The organism is Kineococcus aridisoli (assembly GCF_050871885.1).
Lineage (GTDB): Bacteria > Actinomycetota > Actinomycetes > Actinomycetales > Kineococcaceae > Kineococcus.
Genome location: NZ_JBJLSF010000007.1, coordinates 46,832 through 64,122, shown reverse-complemented (window position 1 = coordinate 64,122; position 17,291 = coordinate 46,832). Strand labels below are relative to the sequence as shown.

Sequence of the window (17,291 nt, the reverse complement as noted above, 5' to 3'; positions counted from 1 at the left end):
GGGGCGGTGACCATGACGGCTGGCCGGGGACCGACCGCCACCTTCGAGCCGGTGCAGCTGCGCTCCTTCCTGGCCGTCGCGCAGACCCACTCCTTCACCCAGGCCGCCGCGCGGCTGGGCGTGCGGCAGTCGACGGTCAGCCAGCACGTGCGCAAGCTCGAGGACGCCGTGGGCCGCCAGCTGGTGCACCGCGACACGCACTCGGTGGCGCTCACCGCCGACGGCGAGGCCATGATCGGTTTCGCCCGTTCGATCCTGGCCGCCCACGAGCAGGCCGCCGCGTACTTCTCCGGCGCCCGGCCGGTGGGCCGGCTGCGCATCGGCATGTCCGACGACCTCGCGCTGACGCGGCTGCCGCAGATCCTGCGCGACTTCCGCACGCAGAACCCGCGGGTGGACCTGGAGCTGACCGTCGACCAGTCGGGGACGCTGCACCGCCGGCTGGAGAACGACCGCCTCGACATCTTCATCGGCAAGCGCCCGCGCGGTTCCGGCGAGGGCAAGCTCGTCAAGCGCGAGCGGCTGGTGTGGGTGGGCAACCCGTCCACGCGCCTGGACCTCACCCAGCCGGTGCCGCTGGCCGTCTACCCGGGCCCCTCGCTGAGCGCGACGGCCATGCACCAGGCCCTCGACCGCGTCGGCATCGGGTACCGCTCGGCGTGCGTGTGCCGCGGCGTCAACGGCCTCATCGCGGCCGTCGCCTCCGGCATCGGCGTCTCCTGCCTGGCCGGCTCGCTGGTGCCGGTGCAGCTGGTGGCGCTGGGCCCGCAGCACAAGCTGCCCGAGCTCGGCCAGATCGACCTGGTGCTGCTCACCAACCCCCGCACCGAGGACCGCCCCGCCTCGCGGGCGCTGGCGGCCGCCGTCCTGGCCGGCGGCCCCGGCAGCCTGGCCCGCCCCTCCTGACCCGCCCCCTGACCCATCGCGCCCGGCCCGCCCCCTCCCGACCCGTCGCTCGCGGCCCGCGACGCGGACCGCCGCGAGGAGTGCGGCCGCGCTGGGTACGGTGCGCAGGTGCTCGACGGCCTGGACGACTACCTGCGGGCGCTCACCGGTCCCGGGGGTCCCGGCGACCTGCCCGCCCTGCTGCGCCGCGCCGCCCGCGCGGGGCGGCGGCTGCTGGGGGCCGAGCACTGCGTCGTCTGGTGCGCGCCCGCCCCCGGGCGCGCGCAGCTGTACCTGGTGGACGGGGACGTCTTCCTCGACCTCGACCGGCCGCCGTTCGCGGCCGAGGCCGCGGCGGCCGCGCCCGTGCACCTGCCGGGCCGCGAGGTGCCGGGCCTGCCGGCGGCACCGGGCAGCGCGCTGTGCGCGCCGATGGGCGGCGGGCGCGGTGCGGTGCTCTTCACGGCCACCGGTGCGGGCCGCTTCGGCCCGGACGCCGAGCGCACCGCCGCGGTGCTCGCGCTGGCGCTGGGCACGGCGGTGCAGGCCGCGCTGGCGAGCGCCGCCGAGCGGACGGCGACGGCGCTGGCCGCGCGGGCGGCGCTGCTGGAGCGGGTGACGGACCTGCTGCAGACGAGCGCGACGCGCTCGGAGATCACCGCCCGGGTGCCGGTGGCGGTGTGCGAGGTGCTGGAGTGCCGCTCGGCGGCGCTCGTCGTGGTCGACGACGGCCGGCTGGTCGGCGACGGGCACCCGCCGCACGCGCAGCCGGCCGAGGTGGCCCTGGAGGCCGACGACGCGATCGCGGAGGCCGTGCGCACGCGCACCCCGGTCGTCACGCGCGGCGGCAGCGCCCTGGTGGTGCCGCTGTTCGGCCGCGACGGCGACGCGCTGGGGGCGCTGGCGGTGGACTGGGGGACCCGCTCGCCGCTGGGCGAGGTGGACCTGGAGCTGTTCGCGGGCGTGGCGGCGCAGCTGTCGGTGGCGCTGGAGCGCGCGCAGCTGCTGGACGCCGAGCGCGAGGCCCGCGCGGACCTGGCCCGCTCCACCGCGGCGCTGGCCGAGCTGGCGCGCGACCTGCAGAGCGGGATGCTGCCGCGGGTGCTGCCGCAGCGGCCCGAGCTGCAGATCGCGGTGCGCTACTCCCCCGCGCTGGCCGGGGCCGAGATCGGCGGCGACTGGTACGACGCGGTCGCCACCGAGGACGGGGTGGTGCTCGTCATCGGCGACGTGCAGGGCCACAGCACGCGCGCGGCCGCGCTCATGGGGCAGCTGCGCACGGCGGTGCGCGCCTACGTCAGCGAGGGCCACGACCCCGGGGTGGCGCTGGCCCGCACCAACAGCCTGCTCGTGGACCTGCAGCAGGACCTGTTCGCCACGTGCTGCCTGCTGCGCCTGGACACCGGGACGGGCGTGCTGACGCTGGCCTCGGCCGGCCACCCGGCGCCGCTGGTGGTCGACGACGGCGGGCTGCGGGAGGCGCCGGTGGACCCCGGGCCGCCGCTGGGGGTGCTGGCCGGCGCCGAGTACCCCACGACGACCCACCGGCTGCACGGTCGCGGGGCGGTCGTCCTGCACACCGACGGGGTCGTGGAGGTGCTGGGCGTGGGGTCGGAGGAGGGCGAGGCCGCGCTGCGCTCGGCGCTGCTGGAGGCCGGCCCCGCCCGCCCGGCGGAGGCGCTGGCCACGGCGCTGCTCCAGGCGATCCCGCACGCCCTCACCGACGACGCGGCGCTGCTGGTGACGACGTACGCCGGAGCGGGCGGGCGGCCGCTGGAGGCGAGCGCGTGGCTGCCGCCGGACGTGCGCTCGGTGGCGAGCGGGCGCGAGCTGCTGCGGGCGCGGCTGGTGGCGTGGTCGGCCGAGGAGCTGCTGGACGAGGCGGAGCTGGTGCTCTCGGAGCTGGTGACGAACGCGCTCGTGCACGCCGGCGGCGGTGCGGGGCTGACGCTGCGCTTCGACGCGGCCGCGCGCCGGCTGACGATCGCGGTGCGCGACCGCTCGCCCCGCTCCCCGCTGGAGCGCGCGGCGGGGCCGGAGGCGCTGGGCGGGCGCGGTCTGGGCATCGTGGAGGCCGTCGCGGACGACTGGGGCGTGCAGGGCGAGGACGACGGCAAGACGGTGTGGGCGCACCTGGCCGTGGAGGTCTGAGCGGGCGCCCGCCGTCGGGCGCCCGCCCCCACCGCCCCGCGCCCGGCGCCCCGGCTCAGCGCCCGCCGAGGATGTTGCGGATCTGCTGCACCTGGTCGCCGCCCATGCCGAGCTGGCCCATGACCGACTCGAACCAGTGCGGTTCGCCGTCCTGGCCGAACAGGTCGCCGAGCACGTCGCCCTCCCCGCCGCCGGCGGCCACCGCGGCCGCGAGCGCCGGCCAGTACCCGCGCGCCACCGTCCACGGCGGCTCCTCGCTGACGATGCCGAACACGGCGAGGTCGGACATCCGCTCGCGCAGCTCGTCGACGGCCACCCCGGCGGCGGGGCCGAGCGCGGCGGCGTTCTCGACGAGCTCGCCGAGCGCCGCCTCGTCGAAGGGGGTGCCGGCCATCGCGGAGGCCAGGATCGTCGGCAGCACCGCCTCGGCGACGGAGAACCCGCCGTCGAGGGTGGCGGGGTCGTCGAGGACGAAGCGGCCGACGAGGTGGCGGCGCAGCTCGCGCGCCTCGGGCACCGGCTCCAGCCAGCCGTCGGCCTCCGCGCCGGGCACGAGGAGGGTCTCGTCCTCGCCGTCGAGCAGGTCCAGCTCGAGCATCGTGAGGACGACCTGCCGCAGCCACGGCACGTCCTCCAGCCGCTGCGGCTCGCCCTCGACGTCGGCGGTGATCGGGATGCGGTGCTCGAAGGAGGCCAGGACCGCGGTGACGTCGTCGGCGGCGAGCTCCTCGTCGTCGGGCACGTCGAGGCCCTCGCCGACCTGCTCCAGCACGGCCCGGGCGGCCAGCACGGGGAAGGAGGCCAGGACCGCGGCGTCCTCCTCCGCCTCGTCGACCTCGGCGGCGGCCTCGGCCATGACGGCGTCGATCTCCGGCGGCTCGCCGGCCAGCAGCGTCAGGTCGGTCTCCAGGTCCCCCTCGGAGCCGGTCCAGCGGCCGGTGTCGCCGAGGAAGCGCAGGAACTGGTAGAAGACCGCCTGCAGGTCCTCCTCCATGTCCTCGGGGTCGGGCGTGCCGGTGTCGGCGACCATCGCGGGGACCACCCGCTCGACGAGCGCCTCGACGTCCTCGGGGCCCAGGCGGGTGAGCACGGCCCCGGGCCGGACGGTGAGCAGCCCGCCGACGGCCACGGTGAGGGCCTCCACGACCGCGTCGGCGCCCACCTCCTCGTCGACGAGCGCGTTCTGCTCCAGCCAGGCCCGCAGCGGCTCGCGCAGCTCGCGCAGCGCCGCCTCGCCCGCCGCGTAGGAGTCGCCGACCAGGGAGGTGTCCGGGGAGGTGTCGTCGTCGCGTGCCACGGAGCCAGCCTGTCACCCCGGGCGCCCCCGGTTCCACCGCGGGCCGCTCGCGGCGGCGCCGCGCTGGAGGGTGCGAGCCCCTCTTCGGCGTCACCGGCCGCATCGCCCTCGTCACCGGCTCCACCCGCGGGCTGGGCCTGGCCCTGGCCACCGGCCTGGCACGCGCCGGCGCGCGGGTGGTCCTGCACGGGCGCGACGAGCAGCGCCTGGCCCGGGTGACCGCCGAGCTGGCGGAGGCGACGGGGACGCGGGTGGAGACGGCCGGCTTCGACGTCACCGACGCCGCCGCGGTCGCGGTCGGCTGCGCGGAGCTCATCGAGCGCCACGGCGTGCCCGACGTGCTGGTGAACAACGTCGGCATCCAGCGTCGGGCGCCGTTCACCCAGTTCGCGGTGGGCGACTGGGACGCCGCCGTCAGCGCGAACCTCTCCAGCGCCTTCCACGTCTCGCGCGCGATCACCCCGGCGATGGCCGAGCGCGGCTCCGGCAAGGTCGTCGACATCGGCTCGGTGCAGTCGGTGCTGGCGCGCCGCACGATCGCCCCGCACGCAGCCACCAAGGGCGGCATCGTCGTGCTCACCATGGGGATGGCCGCCGACCTGGCCCGCTCCGGGGTCCAGGTCAACGCCATCTCCCCCGGCTACTCCGCCACCGAGATGAACGCCGCGCTCGTGACCGACGAGGAGTTCAGCGCCTGGGTCGCCGAGCGCGCCCCCGCCGGTCGCCCGGTCAGCGGTCGGCGACCAGGGTCACGTCGGCGGCGGCGCTGCCGGGGGCCTCGATGCCGAAGGTGGCCGTGGCACCGGCCGCGGAGACCGCGTACCCGCCCAGCGAGCCGCGCACCGCGACGCGCCCGTGCTCGTCGGTGGCGGTCGTCGTCGGCGCCAGCCACCACTCGCCCTTGACGAGGGCGTGCAGCGCCTCGTAGGAGGGCTTGCGGGTGCCGTCGGCGCGCACCAGCCCCACGGGGGCGCCCAGCCAGGCGCCGGCGTCGGAGAGCCCCCAGTAGTTCACGGCGTGCACCGCCGGGTGCGACCACAGGGTGCGGTAGTGGCGGGCGACCTCGTCGGCCTGGCGCTGCTCGCCCTCGGGCGTGGAGGGCCAGGAGGGCACCTGGTGGTCGTTGAGGTCGCCGACGGAGGAGGGCATGAGGTCGCCGGAGACCAGCGTGTTCTCGGTGAAGTGCAGCGGCAGGCCGAAGCGGGTGAAGCGCTCCAGCACCTCCAGCGTGCGCTGCTCGCCCCAGTAGCCCTTGTGCATGTGGCTCTGCAGGCCGAGGGCGTCGATGCGCACGCCGGCCTCCAGGCACTCCTCGACGAGGCGCTCGTAGTCGGGCGAGAGGTTGAAGTCGTTGAGCAGCAGCGTGGCGCCGGGGTTGGCGGCGCGCGCCTCCTCGAAGGCCACCCGCACGGTGCCGACCCGCCCCAGCGCGCGGCTGAGCCGGGTGATCCCGTTGTCGTGCTTGTCGTAGTCGGGCATGATCACCGCCTCGTTGACGGCGTCCCAGGTGTCGACGAGCCCGGCGAAGGTGGTGACCTCGCGGTGGATGCGCGCGCGCAGCGCGGCGAGGACCTCGTGCTCGTCCAGCCCCAGCAGCCACGAGGGCGCCGCGGTGTGCCAGGTCAGCGGGTGCCCCTTGACGGCCGCCCCGCGCTCGGTGAACCAGCGGGCGGTGCGCAGCAGCCGCTCGGTGTCCGGGCGGCCGCGGACGGGTTCGAACTCGCCCCAGTAGAACGGCAGCGTCGTGGTGTTGAACAGCTCGAACCAGTCGGCCGCGAGCTGCTCCACGCCCTCGTGCGGCGCCTCCTTGCCGAAGAACGAGGCGGGCCGCTCGCCGGGGCGCTCGCCGTTGGCGTGGGCGATGAAGTCGAATCCGATGCAGCCGAACGTGAACGCGTGCCTGCGCTGCTCCACGCTCACCGGCGCACCGGCCAGCGGGCGGCCGTCGGGGGTGCGCACGGTCAGGACGGTCTCGCCGCTGCGGTGCGCCAGGCGCTCGTCGCGGGAGGCGGGCGAGGAGACGGGTTCGCGGTGGGTCACGGACATGGTGGGGCCTCTCGGTGGGGTGCGGGGTCGAGCGGAGCCGGGGAGCCGATCAGCGTCGCCGGCTGCAGCTCCTCGACCCGGACGGAGGTGGTGAGCGCCGGCAGTTCCGCGAGGAACGCGGACATCCCCGGCGCGCGGTCGTGCACCGCGTGGGCGGCCTCGTCGGCGTAGACGGCGAAGACGACGCGCACGAGGGGTTCGGCGGGCACGGTGCTCGGCGCGTAGAGCAGGGTCCCCGGCTCCTCGCGGACGGCGGGCAGCGCCGCGGCGAGCAGCGCGTCGAAGCGGGCGGCGGCGACCGCGTCGGGCACCGCGAAGCGCACGAGCAGGGCGAGCATCAGGCCACCTCCGCGGCCGGGCGTGGTGCGGCAGAGGCGTTGACGCGCGGGCGGTGCGGGTGTGCAGTGGTGGCGTGGACCCGAACCCCACGACGACCCTGCACCACGTGGAACTCGGCGTGGTGGACCTCGAGCGCAGCCTCGGCTTCTGGACCGGCCTGCTGGGCCTGCCCGTCGCCGCCGGCGCGCCCGCCACCGACGAGGAGGCGTGGCTGGACGCCGGGAGCGGTCTGGTGCACCTCGTGCGCCGGCCGCGCCCGGAACCGGCGGGGTGGCAGGTGGTGAACCACCAGTCGGGACTGCGCCACGTGGGTTTCACGGTGGCCGACGTCGACGCCTGGGCGGAGCGGGTGCGGGCCGCGGGCGTGCCGTTCGCCATCGCCCCGATGACCGCGCTCGGCGAGGTCCGCATCGTCTTCTTCTCCGACCCGGACGGCGCCCTCGTCGAGCTCGTGGCCGGGCGCCTGGTGCACACGACGGTGTGGAACGCGGAACTGGTCGCCGAGCGGGACGCGGCGGCCGCCCCGGGCGAGGCCCTCGTGCTGGACCACGCGGCCCTCACCACCGCCGACCTCGACCGCGCGCTGGCCACCTACCGCGACGACCTGGCGCTGCCCGCGCTGGGGCAGGTTCCGCACCCCGGCGACGAGCGCGGGTACGTGCGCAGCTACCTGGCCGCGGGCCGCGGGACGCTGGAGCTGTTCTCCTACGACGTCGCGCCGCTGCCCGCCGCCGCCGACGACCCGGGGCGCACCGGCCTGCGGGCCGTCGGGCTGACGACGGGGGACCCGGAGCTGGCCGAGCGGCGGCTGCGGGCGCGCGCCTCCGCGCTGGAGGGTCCCGGCCGGCGCCTGCTCGACGCGGACGGGACGACGCTGGCGCTGCTGCCGCCGGGTTTCTCCCCCGCCGCGGGCGGCTGAGCGCCGCGGGCGGTCCCGCCCGCGGCGGGCGGGGGCCTCGGCTGCGGTGGTCATCGCTGTCCTCCCTCGGACGGTCGGGCGGTGGATCGGGCGGTGGATCGGGCGGTGGATCGGGCGGTGGATCGGGCGGTGGATCGGGCGGTGGGGTCGGGCAGGGGCCTCAGTGGGAGTCGCGGGGCACGGCGCTGCCGCGGCTCCCGCGCAGGAAGTCCAGGTCCGCGCCCTCGTCGGCCTGCAGGACGTGCTCGGCGTACAGCCACGGCCAGCCGCCGTCGGGGACGCCGCTGCGCCGTTCCCAGGAGGGGGTGCGCGCGGCGAGCTCCTCCTCGCTCAGCTGCACGTCCAGGCGGCGGGCGGGGACGTCGAGGACGATGACGTCGCCGGTGCGCAGCAGGCCCAGCGGCCCGCCGACGGCGGCCTCGGGTGCCACGTGCAGGACGACCGCGCCGAAGCCCGTGCCGCTCATCCGGCCGTCGCTGATGCGCACCATGTCGGTGACCCCGGCGCGCAGCAGCTTGGCGGGCAGCGGGACGTTGGAGACCTCCGGCATGCCGGGGTAGCCGCGGGGCCCGGCGCCGCGGACGACGATGACGTCGTCGGCGCCGATGTCGAGGTCCTCGTCGTCGCAGACGGCGTGGTAGGCCTCCGGGGAGTCGAAGACGACGGCACGCCCGGTGTGCTGCAGCAGGTCCGGCGAGGCGGCTGACTGCTTGAGGACCGCCCCGCGCGGGCACAGGTTCCCGCGCAGCACCGCGGTCCCCGAGCCCGGCGGCTGCAGCGGCGCATCGAAGGCGCGGATCACCTCGCGGTCGTAGCAGGGGGCGTCGGCGACGAGCTCGCCGATCGGGCGGCCGGTGACGGTCGTCTCGGCGGTGTTGAGCAGGCCGTTCTCGGCGAGGTCGCGCAGCACAGCGGGCAGCCCGCCGGCGTAGCAGAAGTCCTCCATGAGGAAGCGCCCCGAGGGCATGAGGTCGACGACCGTCGGCACGTCGCGGGTGAGGGTGTCGAAGTCCTCCAGCGACAGCGGGACCCCGAGCCGGCCGGCGAGGGCGAGCAGGTGGACGATGGCGTTGGTGGAACCGCCGATCGCGGCCGTCACCCGGATCGCGTTCTCGAAGGCGCCGCGGGTCATGACGGCGCTGGGGCGCAGGTCCTCCTCGACCATCTCGACGATGCGCCGGCCGGCGGCCTGGGCGACCTCACCGCGCCGGGCGTCCACGGCGGGCCAGCTGGCCGAGCCGGGCAGCTGCATGCCGAGGGCCTCGGCGACGCAGGCCATGGTGGAGGCCGTGCCCATCGTCATGCAGTGCCCGGCGGAGCGGGCCATGCAGCCCTCGGCGATCGCGCCCTCCTCGGCGCTCATCCGCCCGGCCTTCATCTCCGCCTCGAAGCGCCACACCTGGGTTCCCGAGCCGACGTCCTTGCCGCGGAACTTGCCGTTGAGCATCGGCCCGCCGGTGACCACGATCGCGGGCAGGTCGACGCTGGCGGCGCCCATGAGCAGCGCCGGCGTCGTCTTGTCGCAGCCGGAGAGCAGCACGACACCGTCGAGGGGGTTGCCGCGGATGAGCTCCTCGGCCTGCATGGCCATGAGGTTGCGGTAGAGCATGGCGGTGGGGCGGATGAGGGTTTCGCCGGTGGACATCACGGGGAAGACCAGCGGGAAGGCCCCGGCCATCCACACCCCGCGCTTGACGGCCTCGGCCACCCGGTCCAGGTGGGCGTTGCACGGGGACAGCTCCGACCACGTCGTGGCGATGCCGATGACGGGCCGGCCGTCGAAGACCTCCGCGCCGTAGCCCTGGTTGCGCAGCCACGACCGGTACAGCATCCCCGAGCGCCCGGAGGCCCCGAACCACGCCCGGCTGCGCCGGGGCGCTCCCCCGGCCTGCGGCCCCTGCGTCTCCTGCGCTTGCTGTTCCTGCACGTCCATCACATCCACCCCGCGTCGACGATCCAGTTCTGGCCCGTGCAGGCCCGGCTGTCCTCGGCGGCCAGCCACAGCACGAGGGAGGCCACGTCCTCGGGCTGCACCCGCAGCGGCAGCACCTGCTCCCGGTCCAGCACGGCCTCGGCCTCCTCGTCCACCCACCGCTCCAGCTGCCGGGCGGTCATCACCCAGCCGGGGATGACGCAGTTCACCCGGATCCGGTCCCCGCCCAGCTCCAGCGCCAGCGCGCGGGTCAGCCCCTCGACGGCGGCCTTGGCGGTGCGGTAGACGACGAGGTCGGCGAGCTTGACGTGGGTGCTGATGGAGCCGAGGTTGACCACCGAACCGCCGCCGGCGGCGCGCATCATCGGCGCCACGGCCCGGGTGGCGAAGAAGTGGTGGTCCAGGTTCACCCGGAACCCCGCGTCCCACGAGTCCCGGTCCACCGCGGCCAGCGGCCGCCGGGTGTCGTCGGCGGCGTTGTTGACGAGCACGGTGATCGGGCCGGTGAGGGCGGCGACCTCCTCGACGACGGCCGCGTAGCCCTCGAGGTCGCGCACGTCGGTGTGCCGGTACACCGGCGGCGGGCAGCCGGCCGCGGCGAGCTGCTCGGCGAGGGCGTTCCCGGCCTCGTCCTGGACGTCGACGAAGGCGACCCGGGCGCCCTGCCGGGCGAAGCGGGTGACGAACTCCGCGCCGAGGCCGCTGGCGCCGCCGCTGACGAGCACGCCGGCCCCGGCGAGGCTGGGGTAGCGGGCGGAGGGGCTCACGCGGCGGCCCCCGCGGTGGTTCCCTCGGTGGTCCCCGGCAGCACGACCGCGCGGCCGACGGCGCCGGCGCGCAGGTCCGCGTAGGCGGCGGCGACGCCCTCGAGGGGGTGGCGGGCGCCGAGCAGCTGCTCCAGCGGCAGCCGGCCGGCGCGGTGCAGCGCCAGCAGCCGCGGCAGGTCGACGGCCGGGTTGGCGGAGCCGTAGAGGCTGCCGACGAGCCGCTTCTGCTGCTGCACGAGCTCGTTGACGGGGATCGCCGCGGTGCTGCCGGTGGCCGAGAGCCCGACGGCGACGACGGTGCCGCCCGGGCGCAGCGCGGCGAAGGCCTGCTGCAGCGTGGCGGGCCGTCCCACGGCCTCGACCGCGACGTCCGCGCCGCCGCCGGTGAGCTCGTGCACGGCCGCCACGACGGCCCCGTCGTCCAGGCCGGAGGCGTCCAGGGTGGCGCTGGCGCCGAGCCGGCGCGCCAGCTGCAGCTTGTCGGCGGCCACGTCGACGACGACGACCTGCCCGGCGCCGACGAGCACGGCGCCCATGACGGCGGACAGGCCCACCCCGCCGGCGCCGACGACGAGCACGCAGCGGCCGGCCAGCGGGGCGGCGGCGGAGGCGACGTTGACGACGGCGCCGACGCCGGTGACGACGGCGCAGCCGGCGATGGCGGCGATGGCCGCGGGCACGTCGTCGGGCAGCGGCACGAGCGCGCCGCGGGAGACGACGGCCCGCTCGGCGAAGCAGGAGACGCCGAGGAAGTGGTGCAGCTGCTCGCCGTCGCGGTGCAGCCGGCTGGTGCCGTCGACGAGGCCGCCGCTGCGGGCCTGCACGCGCCCGGCCACGCACATGACGGGGCGGCCGGTGACGCAGGCCTCGCAGCGCCCGCAGCGCGGGCGCCAGGTGAAGCCGACCCGCTGGCCGGGGCGCAGGTCGTCCACGCGCGCCCCGACGGCCTCGACGGTGCCGGCGCCCTCGTGGCCGAGGACGACCGGCAGCGGGCAGGGGATGTCGCCGCTCATGTAGTGCAGCTCGGTGTGGCAGACCCCGGCGGCCTCCACGCGCACGAGGACCTCCTCGGGGCCGGGGTCGTCCAGCTCGACGTCCTCGACGCGCACGGGCTTCCCGGCGGTGCGCAGCACCGCCGCCCTCACGGCTCGTCCCCGGCCCGGCCGACGTACCAGTCCTCGCCGCCGTTCTCGTGCAGCGCGAGGAAGACGTCGTCGGGGCGCACGCCGACCGCCTCCAGGTGGCGGGCGACCGCGGCGTACGTGGCCCGCTTGACCTCGGTGGAGTAGCCGCGCACGAGCAGCACCTCGAGGAAGACCGGCGAGCGCCGGGTGCCGCCCATGAAGTGCGGGTCGAAGGAGAACGCCTCGGCGGGCGAGGCGCGCAGGATCTGGAAGCGGTCCTCGGCGGGCATCCCCAGCCCCTCGACGAGGCCGGCGTGCACGGCGTCGCCGATGGCCCGGCGCTGCTGCGCGGAGGTGCTGTCGGGCAGGTCGATGCGCACCAGGGGCATCAGGCCCACACCTCCTCGGCCACGCGCACGTCGGCGCCGGTGCGGGCGGACTCGCCCATCGCCAGGGCGATGGCGTGGTCCTGGCAGCCCTGGGCCAGCGGGTACGGCTCGGGGCCCTCCCCGCGCGCCCAGGCGCCGGTGTCGGCGAGGATCTGCGCGACGGCGACGTCGTCCTCGGACATCCGGGTGCCGGCCCAGGCGTTGCGGTAGACCACGCGCCCGTCGAAGCTCACGGTGTCCAGGTCCACGCCCTCGAGGTTCATGTCGACGCCGCGGCGGCGGTAGGACAGGTGCGAGGTGACCGCGCTGGTGGGGTCGACCATGCGGGTGACGGCGTCGTCGACGATCTCGCCGGTGGAGCCGCGCACGACGATGCGCCGGGCGCGCAGCGGGTTCCACCACTGGTTGTCGGTGAAGTCGTACAGGCCGCTGCGCCCGTCGCCGAAGTCGAGGGTGGCCAGGGTGGTGGTGCGCGGCTCCGGCACGGCGGAGGTGTCCCAGCCGCCGAAGCTCAACGGGTCCACCAGCGGCGCGCGGAACTCGCGGGCGTTGACGACGACCTCCTCCATGTCGACGCCGAGCAGCCCGCGCACCAGCGAGACGGCGTGGTACATGTGCGTGGAGGACAACTGCACGGAGGTGACCTCGCCGATCGTCCCGGCCCGGGCGACCGCGAGGCGTGCGGCGTGGCCGGGCATGAGCAGGTACTGCTCGGCGACCTGCACGCGCCCGCCGGCGCCGACGTCGTTCCACAGCGCGCGCAGGCCCTCGAGGTCGGGGGCGGGCGGGGTCTCGGCGAGCACGGCCACCCCGGCGTCCACGAGCTCGCGGACGGTGATCGGCATCTGCCCCCAGGGCACGGAGGCGATGACGAAGTCCGGGCGCCGGGCGGCGACGAGGTCGGCGATGGTGCGGTGGGTGGGCACCCCCCAGGCGGCGGTGACCTCCTCGCCGCGCTCGGCGGTGCGGGTGACGACGCCGGTGGCCTGCAGCCGGTCGGGCGCGGCCCGGGCCAGGCGCAGGAAGAACTCCGAGCGCCAGCCGCTGCCGATGACGGCGAACGTCGTGGGCGCGGCGGTGGGGGAAGTGGTGGTGCTGCTCATGCGAGCCAGTGCTCCTGTTCGGGGACGAGGTCGGCGAGCTCGGTCCACAGCTCGTCGGGGACGGGGGTGGCGGCGAGCGCGAGGGTCTGCTCCAGCCGCTCGGGGCGCGAGGAGCCGACGACGGTGGAGGTGATGCGCGGCTCGCGCAGGGAGTCCTGCAGCGCGGCCGCGGCCAGCGGCACGCCGTGGCGGGCGCAGGCGGCCTCGATCGCGGCGGCGGCGGCCAGCAGCGGCGGGGAGGCGGGGGCGTAGCAGTAGCGCGGCACGGCCGCCGGGCCCTTGGCGAGGATGCCGCCGCCGAAGGGGGCGCCGTTGAGGAAGGCGACGTCGGCGGCGGCGCAGTCGGCCAGCAGCGGGCCGGCGGAGCGGTCCAGCAGCGTCCAGCGGTTGTGGTTGAGCACGACCTCGAAGGCGCCGGTGGCCACGAAGCGGCGCAGCAGCTCCACGTCGCCGCCGGCGACGCCGAGGTGGCCCACCAGGCCCTCCTGCACGAGCTCGCGCATGACGGCCACGGGACCGCCGGGCGCGGTGGCGGCCTCGAAGCCGATCCGCTCGGGGTCGTGCAGGTGCAGCAGCGGCAGGTGGTCCACGCCGAGGCGGTCCATGCTCTCGCGCACCGACTCGCGCACCCGCGGGCCGTCGAAGGGGCCGCCGTCGACGGGATCCACCTTGGTGGCCAGCAGGATCCCCTCGGGCACGCCGCCGATCCCGCGCAGCACGGTGCCCAGGCGCCGCTCGGAGGAGCCGTAGCCGTTGGAGGTGTCGACGAAGGTGAGGGGTCCGGCGAAGGCGCGCCGCGCGGTCGCCAGCGCCTGCTCCTCGGGGACGGGCGCGTAGACGTTCGCCATGTCGCCGAGCTCGGCGGTGCCCACGCACAGCGCGGTGACGCTGAACCCGGTGCGGCCCAGCCGCCGGGGGGTGAGGACGTCGGTGCTCACGCCTTCACCGCCCCGGCGGTCAGGCCGGCGACGAACCAGCGCTGGAAGACGACGTAGGCGATGACCATCGGCAGCGCGGACAGCGTCATGGCGGCCGTCAGCGCCGGCCAGTTCGTGGCGTACTGGCCGATGAGGGAGTTCGCCACCGGCTGGATGGGCCGGTTGGCGGGGTCTGAGACGAGGGCGCTGGCGAAGAGCAGCTCGTTCCAGACGTTGATCATCTGGAAGATCGCCACGGTGGCGATGCCGGGTGCGGCCAGCGGCAGCATGACGCGCCAGAAGATCTGCACCTCGCTGGCGCCGTCGAGGCGGGCGGCCTCGCTGAGCTCGTGAGGCAGGGCGTCGAAGAAGGTCCGCATGAGGAACAGCGAGAACGACACGCCGCCGGCGGTGTAGACGAGGATGAGGCCGAGCCGGCTGCCGAGCAGGCCGAAGCTCTGCAGCTCCAGGTAGACGGGGATGAGGGTGGCGACCCCGGGCAGGAACAGGGCGCTGGTGACGACGAAGAAGAGCAGGTTGCGCCCGGTGAAGCCGATGCGGGAGAAGGCGTAGCCGGCCAGGGTGGCGGCCGCGATCGTCAGCGCGAGGGTGGTGCCGGTGATGAGGACGCTGTTGAGGAAGTTGCGCCAGATCTGCAGCTCGTTCCAGGCGAAGTCGTAGCCGACGCCGGTGAGGGAGTCGGGGATGATCGGCCCGCTGAAGGCCGTGGCCTGCGGGCGGATCGAGGTGAGCACCATGTAGAGCAGCGGCGCGACGGCGCAGACCGCGACGGCGATCATCACCGCGTGCCACAGGACGCGGCGGGAGATCGCGGCGGCGCCGCGGCGCGGGCGGCGCGCCACCGCCGGGACGGCGGCGGGGCGCTGGAGGGCGGTGGAGCTCATGCCTCCCCCTTCCGGAAGCGGTACAGCAGCAGCGTGGCGACGCCGGCGACGAGGAAGACGACGACGCTGATCGCCGAGCCGTAGCCGAAGGAGGGCACCCCGCCGGTGGAGGAGCCGAAGGTCAGCAGGTAGGTGTAGCTGCTCAGCGACTCCGAGGCGTGCAGCGGGCCGCCGTTGGACATGACGAAGTTGAGGTCGAAGACCTTCAGGCCGTTGAGGACGTTGAGCATGACGACGACCTCGATGACGGGGCGCAGCATGGGGATGGTGATGCTCCACGCCTCGCGCAGCGGGCCGGCGCCGTCGACGCGGGCGCTCTCGGCGATGGAGGTGTCCACGTTGCCCAGGGCGGCGTAGAAGATGAGCATGAACAGCCCCGTGGACTGCCACAGCGACACCACGATGATCGTGGGCAGCACGGTGGCGGTGTCGCCCAGCCACTCGTGCTGCAGCGCGCCGAGGCCGACGGCGTCCAGGACGCGGTTGAAGACGCCGAACACCGGGGTGAGGCCGATGCGCCACAGCAGGCCGGTGACGGTCAGCGACACCGCGGCGGGCAGGAAGAACAGGGTGCGGTAGACGACGGCGCTGCGGCGCGGGCCGGCGTGCACGATGAGGGCGAGGGCCAGCGAGAGGACGGTGTGCAGGACCGTGGTGACCACGGTGTAGACGACCGTGACCAGCGCGGCCTTGCGGAAGATTGGGTCGGTGACCATGACGCCGTAGTTGTGGAACCAGGCGAAGGAGGAACCGCCGAACCCGTCGGCGGTCGTCATCGACAGGTGGAAGGTGCGCAGGACGGGGTAGGCGATGAAGACCCCGAAGAAGGCGAGCGCGGGCAGCACGAACGCCAGGCCGGTGGGGTTGGACCAGCCGGTGAGGGGGCGCTCGGCGCGGCGGCGGGAGACCGCGGCAGGTGGTTTCCGGGTGGGTGTCGTCGTGGTCATCGCGGGCGGTGACCTCAGATCTTCCGGTTCTGCACGACGGCCGCCTCGATGGCCTTGGCGGCCTGGGCCGGGGTGGCCGAGCCGTCGACGACCGAGACGACGCCGTTGGTCACCGAGTCCAGCGTCCCCTTGCCGAACATGATGTGCGGGGCGCCCTCGCCGTCCAGCAGCCAGGAGGTCATCGTCTTGATGTCCGAGCTGGTGACGCCGTCGGCGGCGGCCTTCGTGCTGGGCATGGAGAAGGTGTCGTTCATCATCTTCAGGTAGCGGTCCGGGTCGTAGAGGTACTTCAGGAAGTCGACGGCGGCCTCCTGGTTCTTCGAGCCGGAGCTGACGGCCCAGGTGTAGCCGGCCTGGTTGGCGCACCAGTGCTTGCCGCCGGGTTCGATCGCGGGCGTCTTGGCGATGCCGTACTGGGTGAGGAACTCCGGGGGTGCCGTCGTCTGCAGCGAGGGCGGGAAGAACGAGCCGGTGAACAGCATCGCGGCCTTGCCGCTGGTGAAGGTGCTGTTGGCGGTGTCGCTGTCGGTGGCCAGGACGCCGTCGGCGAACACGCCGGCGTCCTTGAGCTGCTTGACGACGGTGAGCGCCTGCACGACGGGTTCGCTGTCCCAGCTGACGCCGTCCTTCTCGTGGGCGTCGAGGTCGAGCACGACCTGGGGGTCGTCGGTGATCTGGGTGATGATGGGCAGCATGAAGTCGGACAGCTGGTTCGACGGGTTGCCCTGGATGGACATCGTCACGTACCCGGCGGCGTTGATCTTCGGGGCCATCGCGGCGAGGTCGTCCCAGGTCTCCGGCGGCTGCAGGCCGAGCTGGTTCATGATGGTGGTGTTGTAGAACAGGCCGAAGGTCTGGGCGGCCCAGCCGACTGCGTACTGGCCGTCCCCGTAGACGTTCTCCTCGTTGGTGGAGGGGAAGAACCCGTCGAGGAAGTCCTGCCCGAGCGCCTGCTTGAGGTCGATGGTGCGCTCGGCCTGGCCGAGGGCCAGCGTGGAGACGAGCGGCATGAAGATGTCGGCCTCCTCCTGGGCCGCGAGCGCGGCCTGCAGCGAGGGGGCGTAGTTGGCGAAGCTCCAGTAGCGCGGCTTGACGGTGACGTCCGGGTGCAGGGTGTGGTACTCGGCGGCCGCGGTGGCGAAGGCGTCCTCGAACTCCGAGGCCCACGTCCACAGCCCGAGGGTGATGCTGCCATCGCTGCCGGTGTCGCTGCCGCCGCCGCACGCGGCGAGGGCCGCCGCGGCGCCGGCCGCGGCGCCGCCGGCGAGCAGCCGGCGCCGGCTCAGGGACCTGGGGGTGGCGGGGAAGGTGTCGTGCACGGTGTCCTCCGTCGTCGTGTGTGCACCGGCACGACCGCGTGCCGGGACCGTGCAGCCGTGGCGCTGGAGCGCGTCGGACGGCGTCGTCGCTGCCGGGTCACCACCCTCGGCGGCCCGGATGTTCGCAATGTTGCGCGAAAGACTGAATGCGGCAGACGCTAGGACTCGCCTCACCGCAGCGTCAAGAGGGATTGCGGCACGAAGTGGGCGGGAATCCCGGGCATCGTTGCCCCGGGCGGGCCGCTGCTCT

At 75.2% G+C, this 17,291-nt stretch carries 15 protein-coding genes and 1 pseudogene; 4 read left to right on the top strand and 12 right to left on the bottom strand.

Annotated features, from left to right (window positions below):
- Positions 1-12: 12 nt before the first annotated feature.
- The gene (locus ACRYM2_RS03675; RefSeq protein ID WP_432519993.1) at positions 13-906 is read left to right on the top strand and encodes a LysR family transcriptional regulator; all 894 of its coding nucleotides are present in this window, start codon (positions 13-15) and stop codon (positions 904-906) included.
- A gap of 108 nt (positions 907-1,014) precedes the next feature.
- On the top strand, positions 1,015-3,036 hold the full coding sequence (locus ACRYM2_RS03670) for an ATP-binding SpoIIE family protein phosphatase (protein WP_432519959.1): 2,022 nt from the start codon (positions 1,015-1,017) through the stop codon (positions 3,034-3,036).
- 55 nt (positions 3,037-3,091) lie between these two features.
- Here the strand turns inward: ACRYM2_RS03670 and ACRYM2_RS03665 are convergent, their stop codons facing one another.
- A complete protein-coding gene (locus ACRYM2_RS03665) occupies positions 3,092-4,333 on the bottom strand; it encodes a hypothetical protein (protein WP_432519958.1) in 1,242 nt (413 codons plus the stop codon).
- A 101-nt stretch (positions 4,334-4,434) separates the two neighbouring features.
- Between ACRYM2_RS03665 and ACRYM2_RS03660 the strand changes: the two genes are divergently transcribed.
- A complete protein-coding gene (locus ACRYM2_RS03660; protein ID WP_432519991.1) occupies positions 4,435-5,238 on the top strand; it encodes an SDR family NAD(P)-dependent oxidoreductase in 804 nt (267 codons plus the stop codon).
- 22 nt (positions 5,239-5,260) lie between these two features.
- Here the strand turns inward: ACRYM2_RS03660 and ACRYM2_RS03655 are convergent.
- Both ACRYM2_RS03655 and ACRYM2_RS03650 read right to left on the bottom strand, forming a co-directional pair.
- Positions 5,261-6,379: pseudogene (locus ACRYM2_RS03655) on the bottom strand (endo-1,4-beta-xylanase); the annotation flags it as partial.
- Complete coding sequence (locus tag ACRYM2_RS03650; protein ID WP_432519957.1) at positions 6,370-6,717, bottom strand: putative quinol monooxygenase; 348 nt, start codon at positions 6,715-6,717, stop codon at positions 6,370-6,372. The pseudogene ACRYM2_RS03655 and the gene ACRYM2_RS03650, both read right to left, overlap by 10 nt.
- Before the next feature lie 74 nt (positions 6,718-6,791).
- On the opposite strand from ACRYM2_RS03650, the gene ACRYM2_RS03645 reads away from it, so the two are divergent.
- Positions 6,792-7,637, top strand: a complete 846-nt coding sequence (locus ACRYM2_RS03645; protein WP_432519956.1) for a VOC family protein — start codon at positions 6,792-6,794, stop codon at positions 7,635-7,637.
- A 160-nt stretch (positions 7,638-7,797) separates the two neighbouring features.
- On the opposite strand, the gene ACRYM2_RS03640 is transcribed toward ACRYM2_RS03645, so the two are convergent.
- Genes ACRYM2_RS03640 through ACRYM2_RS03600 form a run of 9 tightly spaced genes read right to left on the bottom strand, consistent with a single transcriptional unit; the run spans position 7,798 to position 17,041 of the window.
- Positions 7,798-9,570: an IlvD/Edd family dehydratase gene (locus tag ACRYM2_RS03640; protein ID WP_432519954.1), complete on the bottom strand. Its 1,773-nt coding sequence runs from the start codon at positions 9,568-9,570 to the stop codon at positions 7,798-7,800.
- Positions 9,570-10,337, bottom strand: a complete 768-nt coding sequence (locus ACRYM2_RS03635) for an SDR family NAD(P)-dependent oxidoreductase (RefSeq protein ID WP_432519952.1) — start codon at positions 10,335-10,337, stop codon at positions 9,570-9,572. The genes ACRYM2_RS03640 and ACRYM2_RS03635 overlap by 1 nt, the downstream gene beginning before the upstream one ends.
- Positions 10,334-11,482: a zinc-binding dehydrogenase gene (locus ACRYM2_RS03630; protein ID WP_432519950.1), complete on the bottom strand. Its 1,149-nt coding sequence runs from the start codon at positions 11,480-11,482 to the stop codon at positions 10,334-10,336. Before ACRYM2_RS03630 ends, ACRYM2_RS03635 begins: the two co-directional genes overlap by 4 nt.
- On the bottom strand, positions 11,479-11,850 hold the full coding sequence (locus tag ACRYM2_RS03625; RefSeq protein WP_432519949.1) for a tautomerase family protein: 372 nt from the start codon (positions 11,848-11,850) through the stop codon (positions 11,479-11,481). The genes ACRYM2_RS03630 and ACRYM2_RS03625 overlap by 4 nt, the downstream gene beginning before the upstream one ends.
- Positions 11,850-12,953, bottom strand: coding sequence for a Gfo/Idh/MocA family protein (locus ACRYM2_RS03620; RefSeq protein ID WP_432519947.1), 1,104 nt, complete (start codon positions 12,951-12,953; stop codon positions 11,850-11,852). The genes ACRYM2_RS03625 and ACRYM2_RS03620 overlap by 1 nt, the downstream gene beginning before the upstream one ends.
- A complete protein-coding gene (locus ACRYM2_RS03615) occupies positions 12,950-13,891 on the bottom strand; it encodes an aldo/keto reductase (RefSeq protein ID WP_432519945.1) in 942 nt (313 codons plus the stop codon). Before ACRYM2_RS03615 ends, ACRYM2_RS03620 begins: the two co-directional genes overlap by 4 nt.
- Positions 13,888-14,775: a carbohydrate ABC transporter permease gene (locus ACRYM2_RS03610; RefSeq protein ID WP_432519943.1), complete on the bottom strand. Its 888-nt coding sequence runs from the start codon at positions 14,773-14,775 to the stop codon at positions 13,888-13,890. The genes ACRYM2_RS03615 and ACRYM2_RS03610 overlap by 4 nt, the downstream gene beginning before the upstream one ends.
- Positions 14,772-15,722, bottom strand: coding sequence for a carbohydrate ABC transporter permease (locus ACRYM2_RS03605; RefSeq protein ID WP_432519941.1), 951 nt, complete (start codon positions 15,720-15,722; stop codon positions 14,772-14,774). The genes ACRYM2_RS03610 and ACRYM2_RS03605 overlap by 4 nt, the downstream gene beginning before the upstream one ends.
- A gap of 14 nt (positions 15,723-15,736) precedes the next feature.
- Complete coding sequence (locus tag ACRYM2_RS03600; protein WP_432519939.1) at positions 15,737-17,041, bottom strand: ABC transporter substrate-binding protein; 1,305 nt, start codon at positions 17,039-17,041, stop codon at positions 15,737-15,739.
- Between the last annotated feature and the right edge of the window lie 250 nt (positions 17,042-17,291).

Excerpts from the sequence above, each read along its gene's own strand:
- ACRYM2_RS03675 (WP_432519993.1), top strand. The coding sequence starts at position 13 with ATGACGGCTGGCCGGGGACCGACCGCCACCTTCGAGCCGGTGCAGCTG.
- ACRYM2_RS03650 (WP_432519957.1), bottom strand. The coding sequence starts at position 6,717 with ATGCTCGCCCTGCTCGTGCGCTTCGCGGTGCCCGACGCGGTCGCCGCC.
- ACRYM2_RS03640 (WP_432519954.1), bottom strand. The coding sequence starts at position 9,570 with ATGGACGTGCAGGAACAGCAAGCGCAGGAGACGCAGGGGCCGCAGGCC.
- ACRYM2_RS03625 (WP_432519949.1), bottom strand. The coding sequence starts at position 11,850 with ATGCCCCTGGTGCGCATCGACCTGCCCGACAGCACCTCCGCGCAGCAG.
- ACRYM2_RS03620 (WP_432519947.1), bottom strand. The coding sequence starts at position 12,953 with ATGAGCAGCACCACCACTTCCCCCACCGCCGCGCCCACGACGTTCGCC.
- ACRYM2_RS03610 (WP_432519943.1), bottom strand. The coding sequence starts at position 14,775 with ATGAGCTCCACCGCCCTCCAGCGCCCCGCCGCCGTCCCGGCGGTGGCG.
- ACRYM2_RS03605 (WP_432519941.1), bottom strand. The coding sequence starts at position 15,722 with ATGACCACGACGACACCCACCCGGAAACCACCTGCCGCGGTCTCCCGC.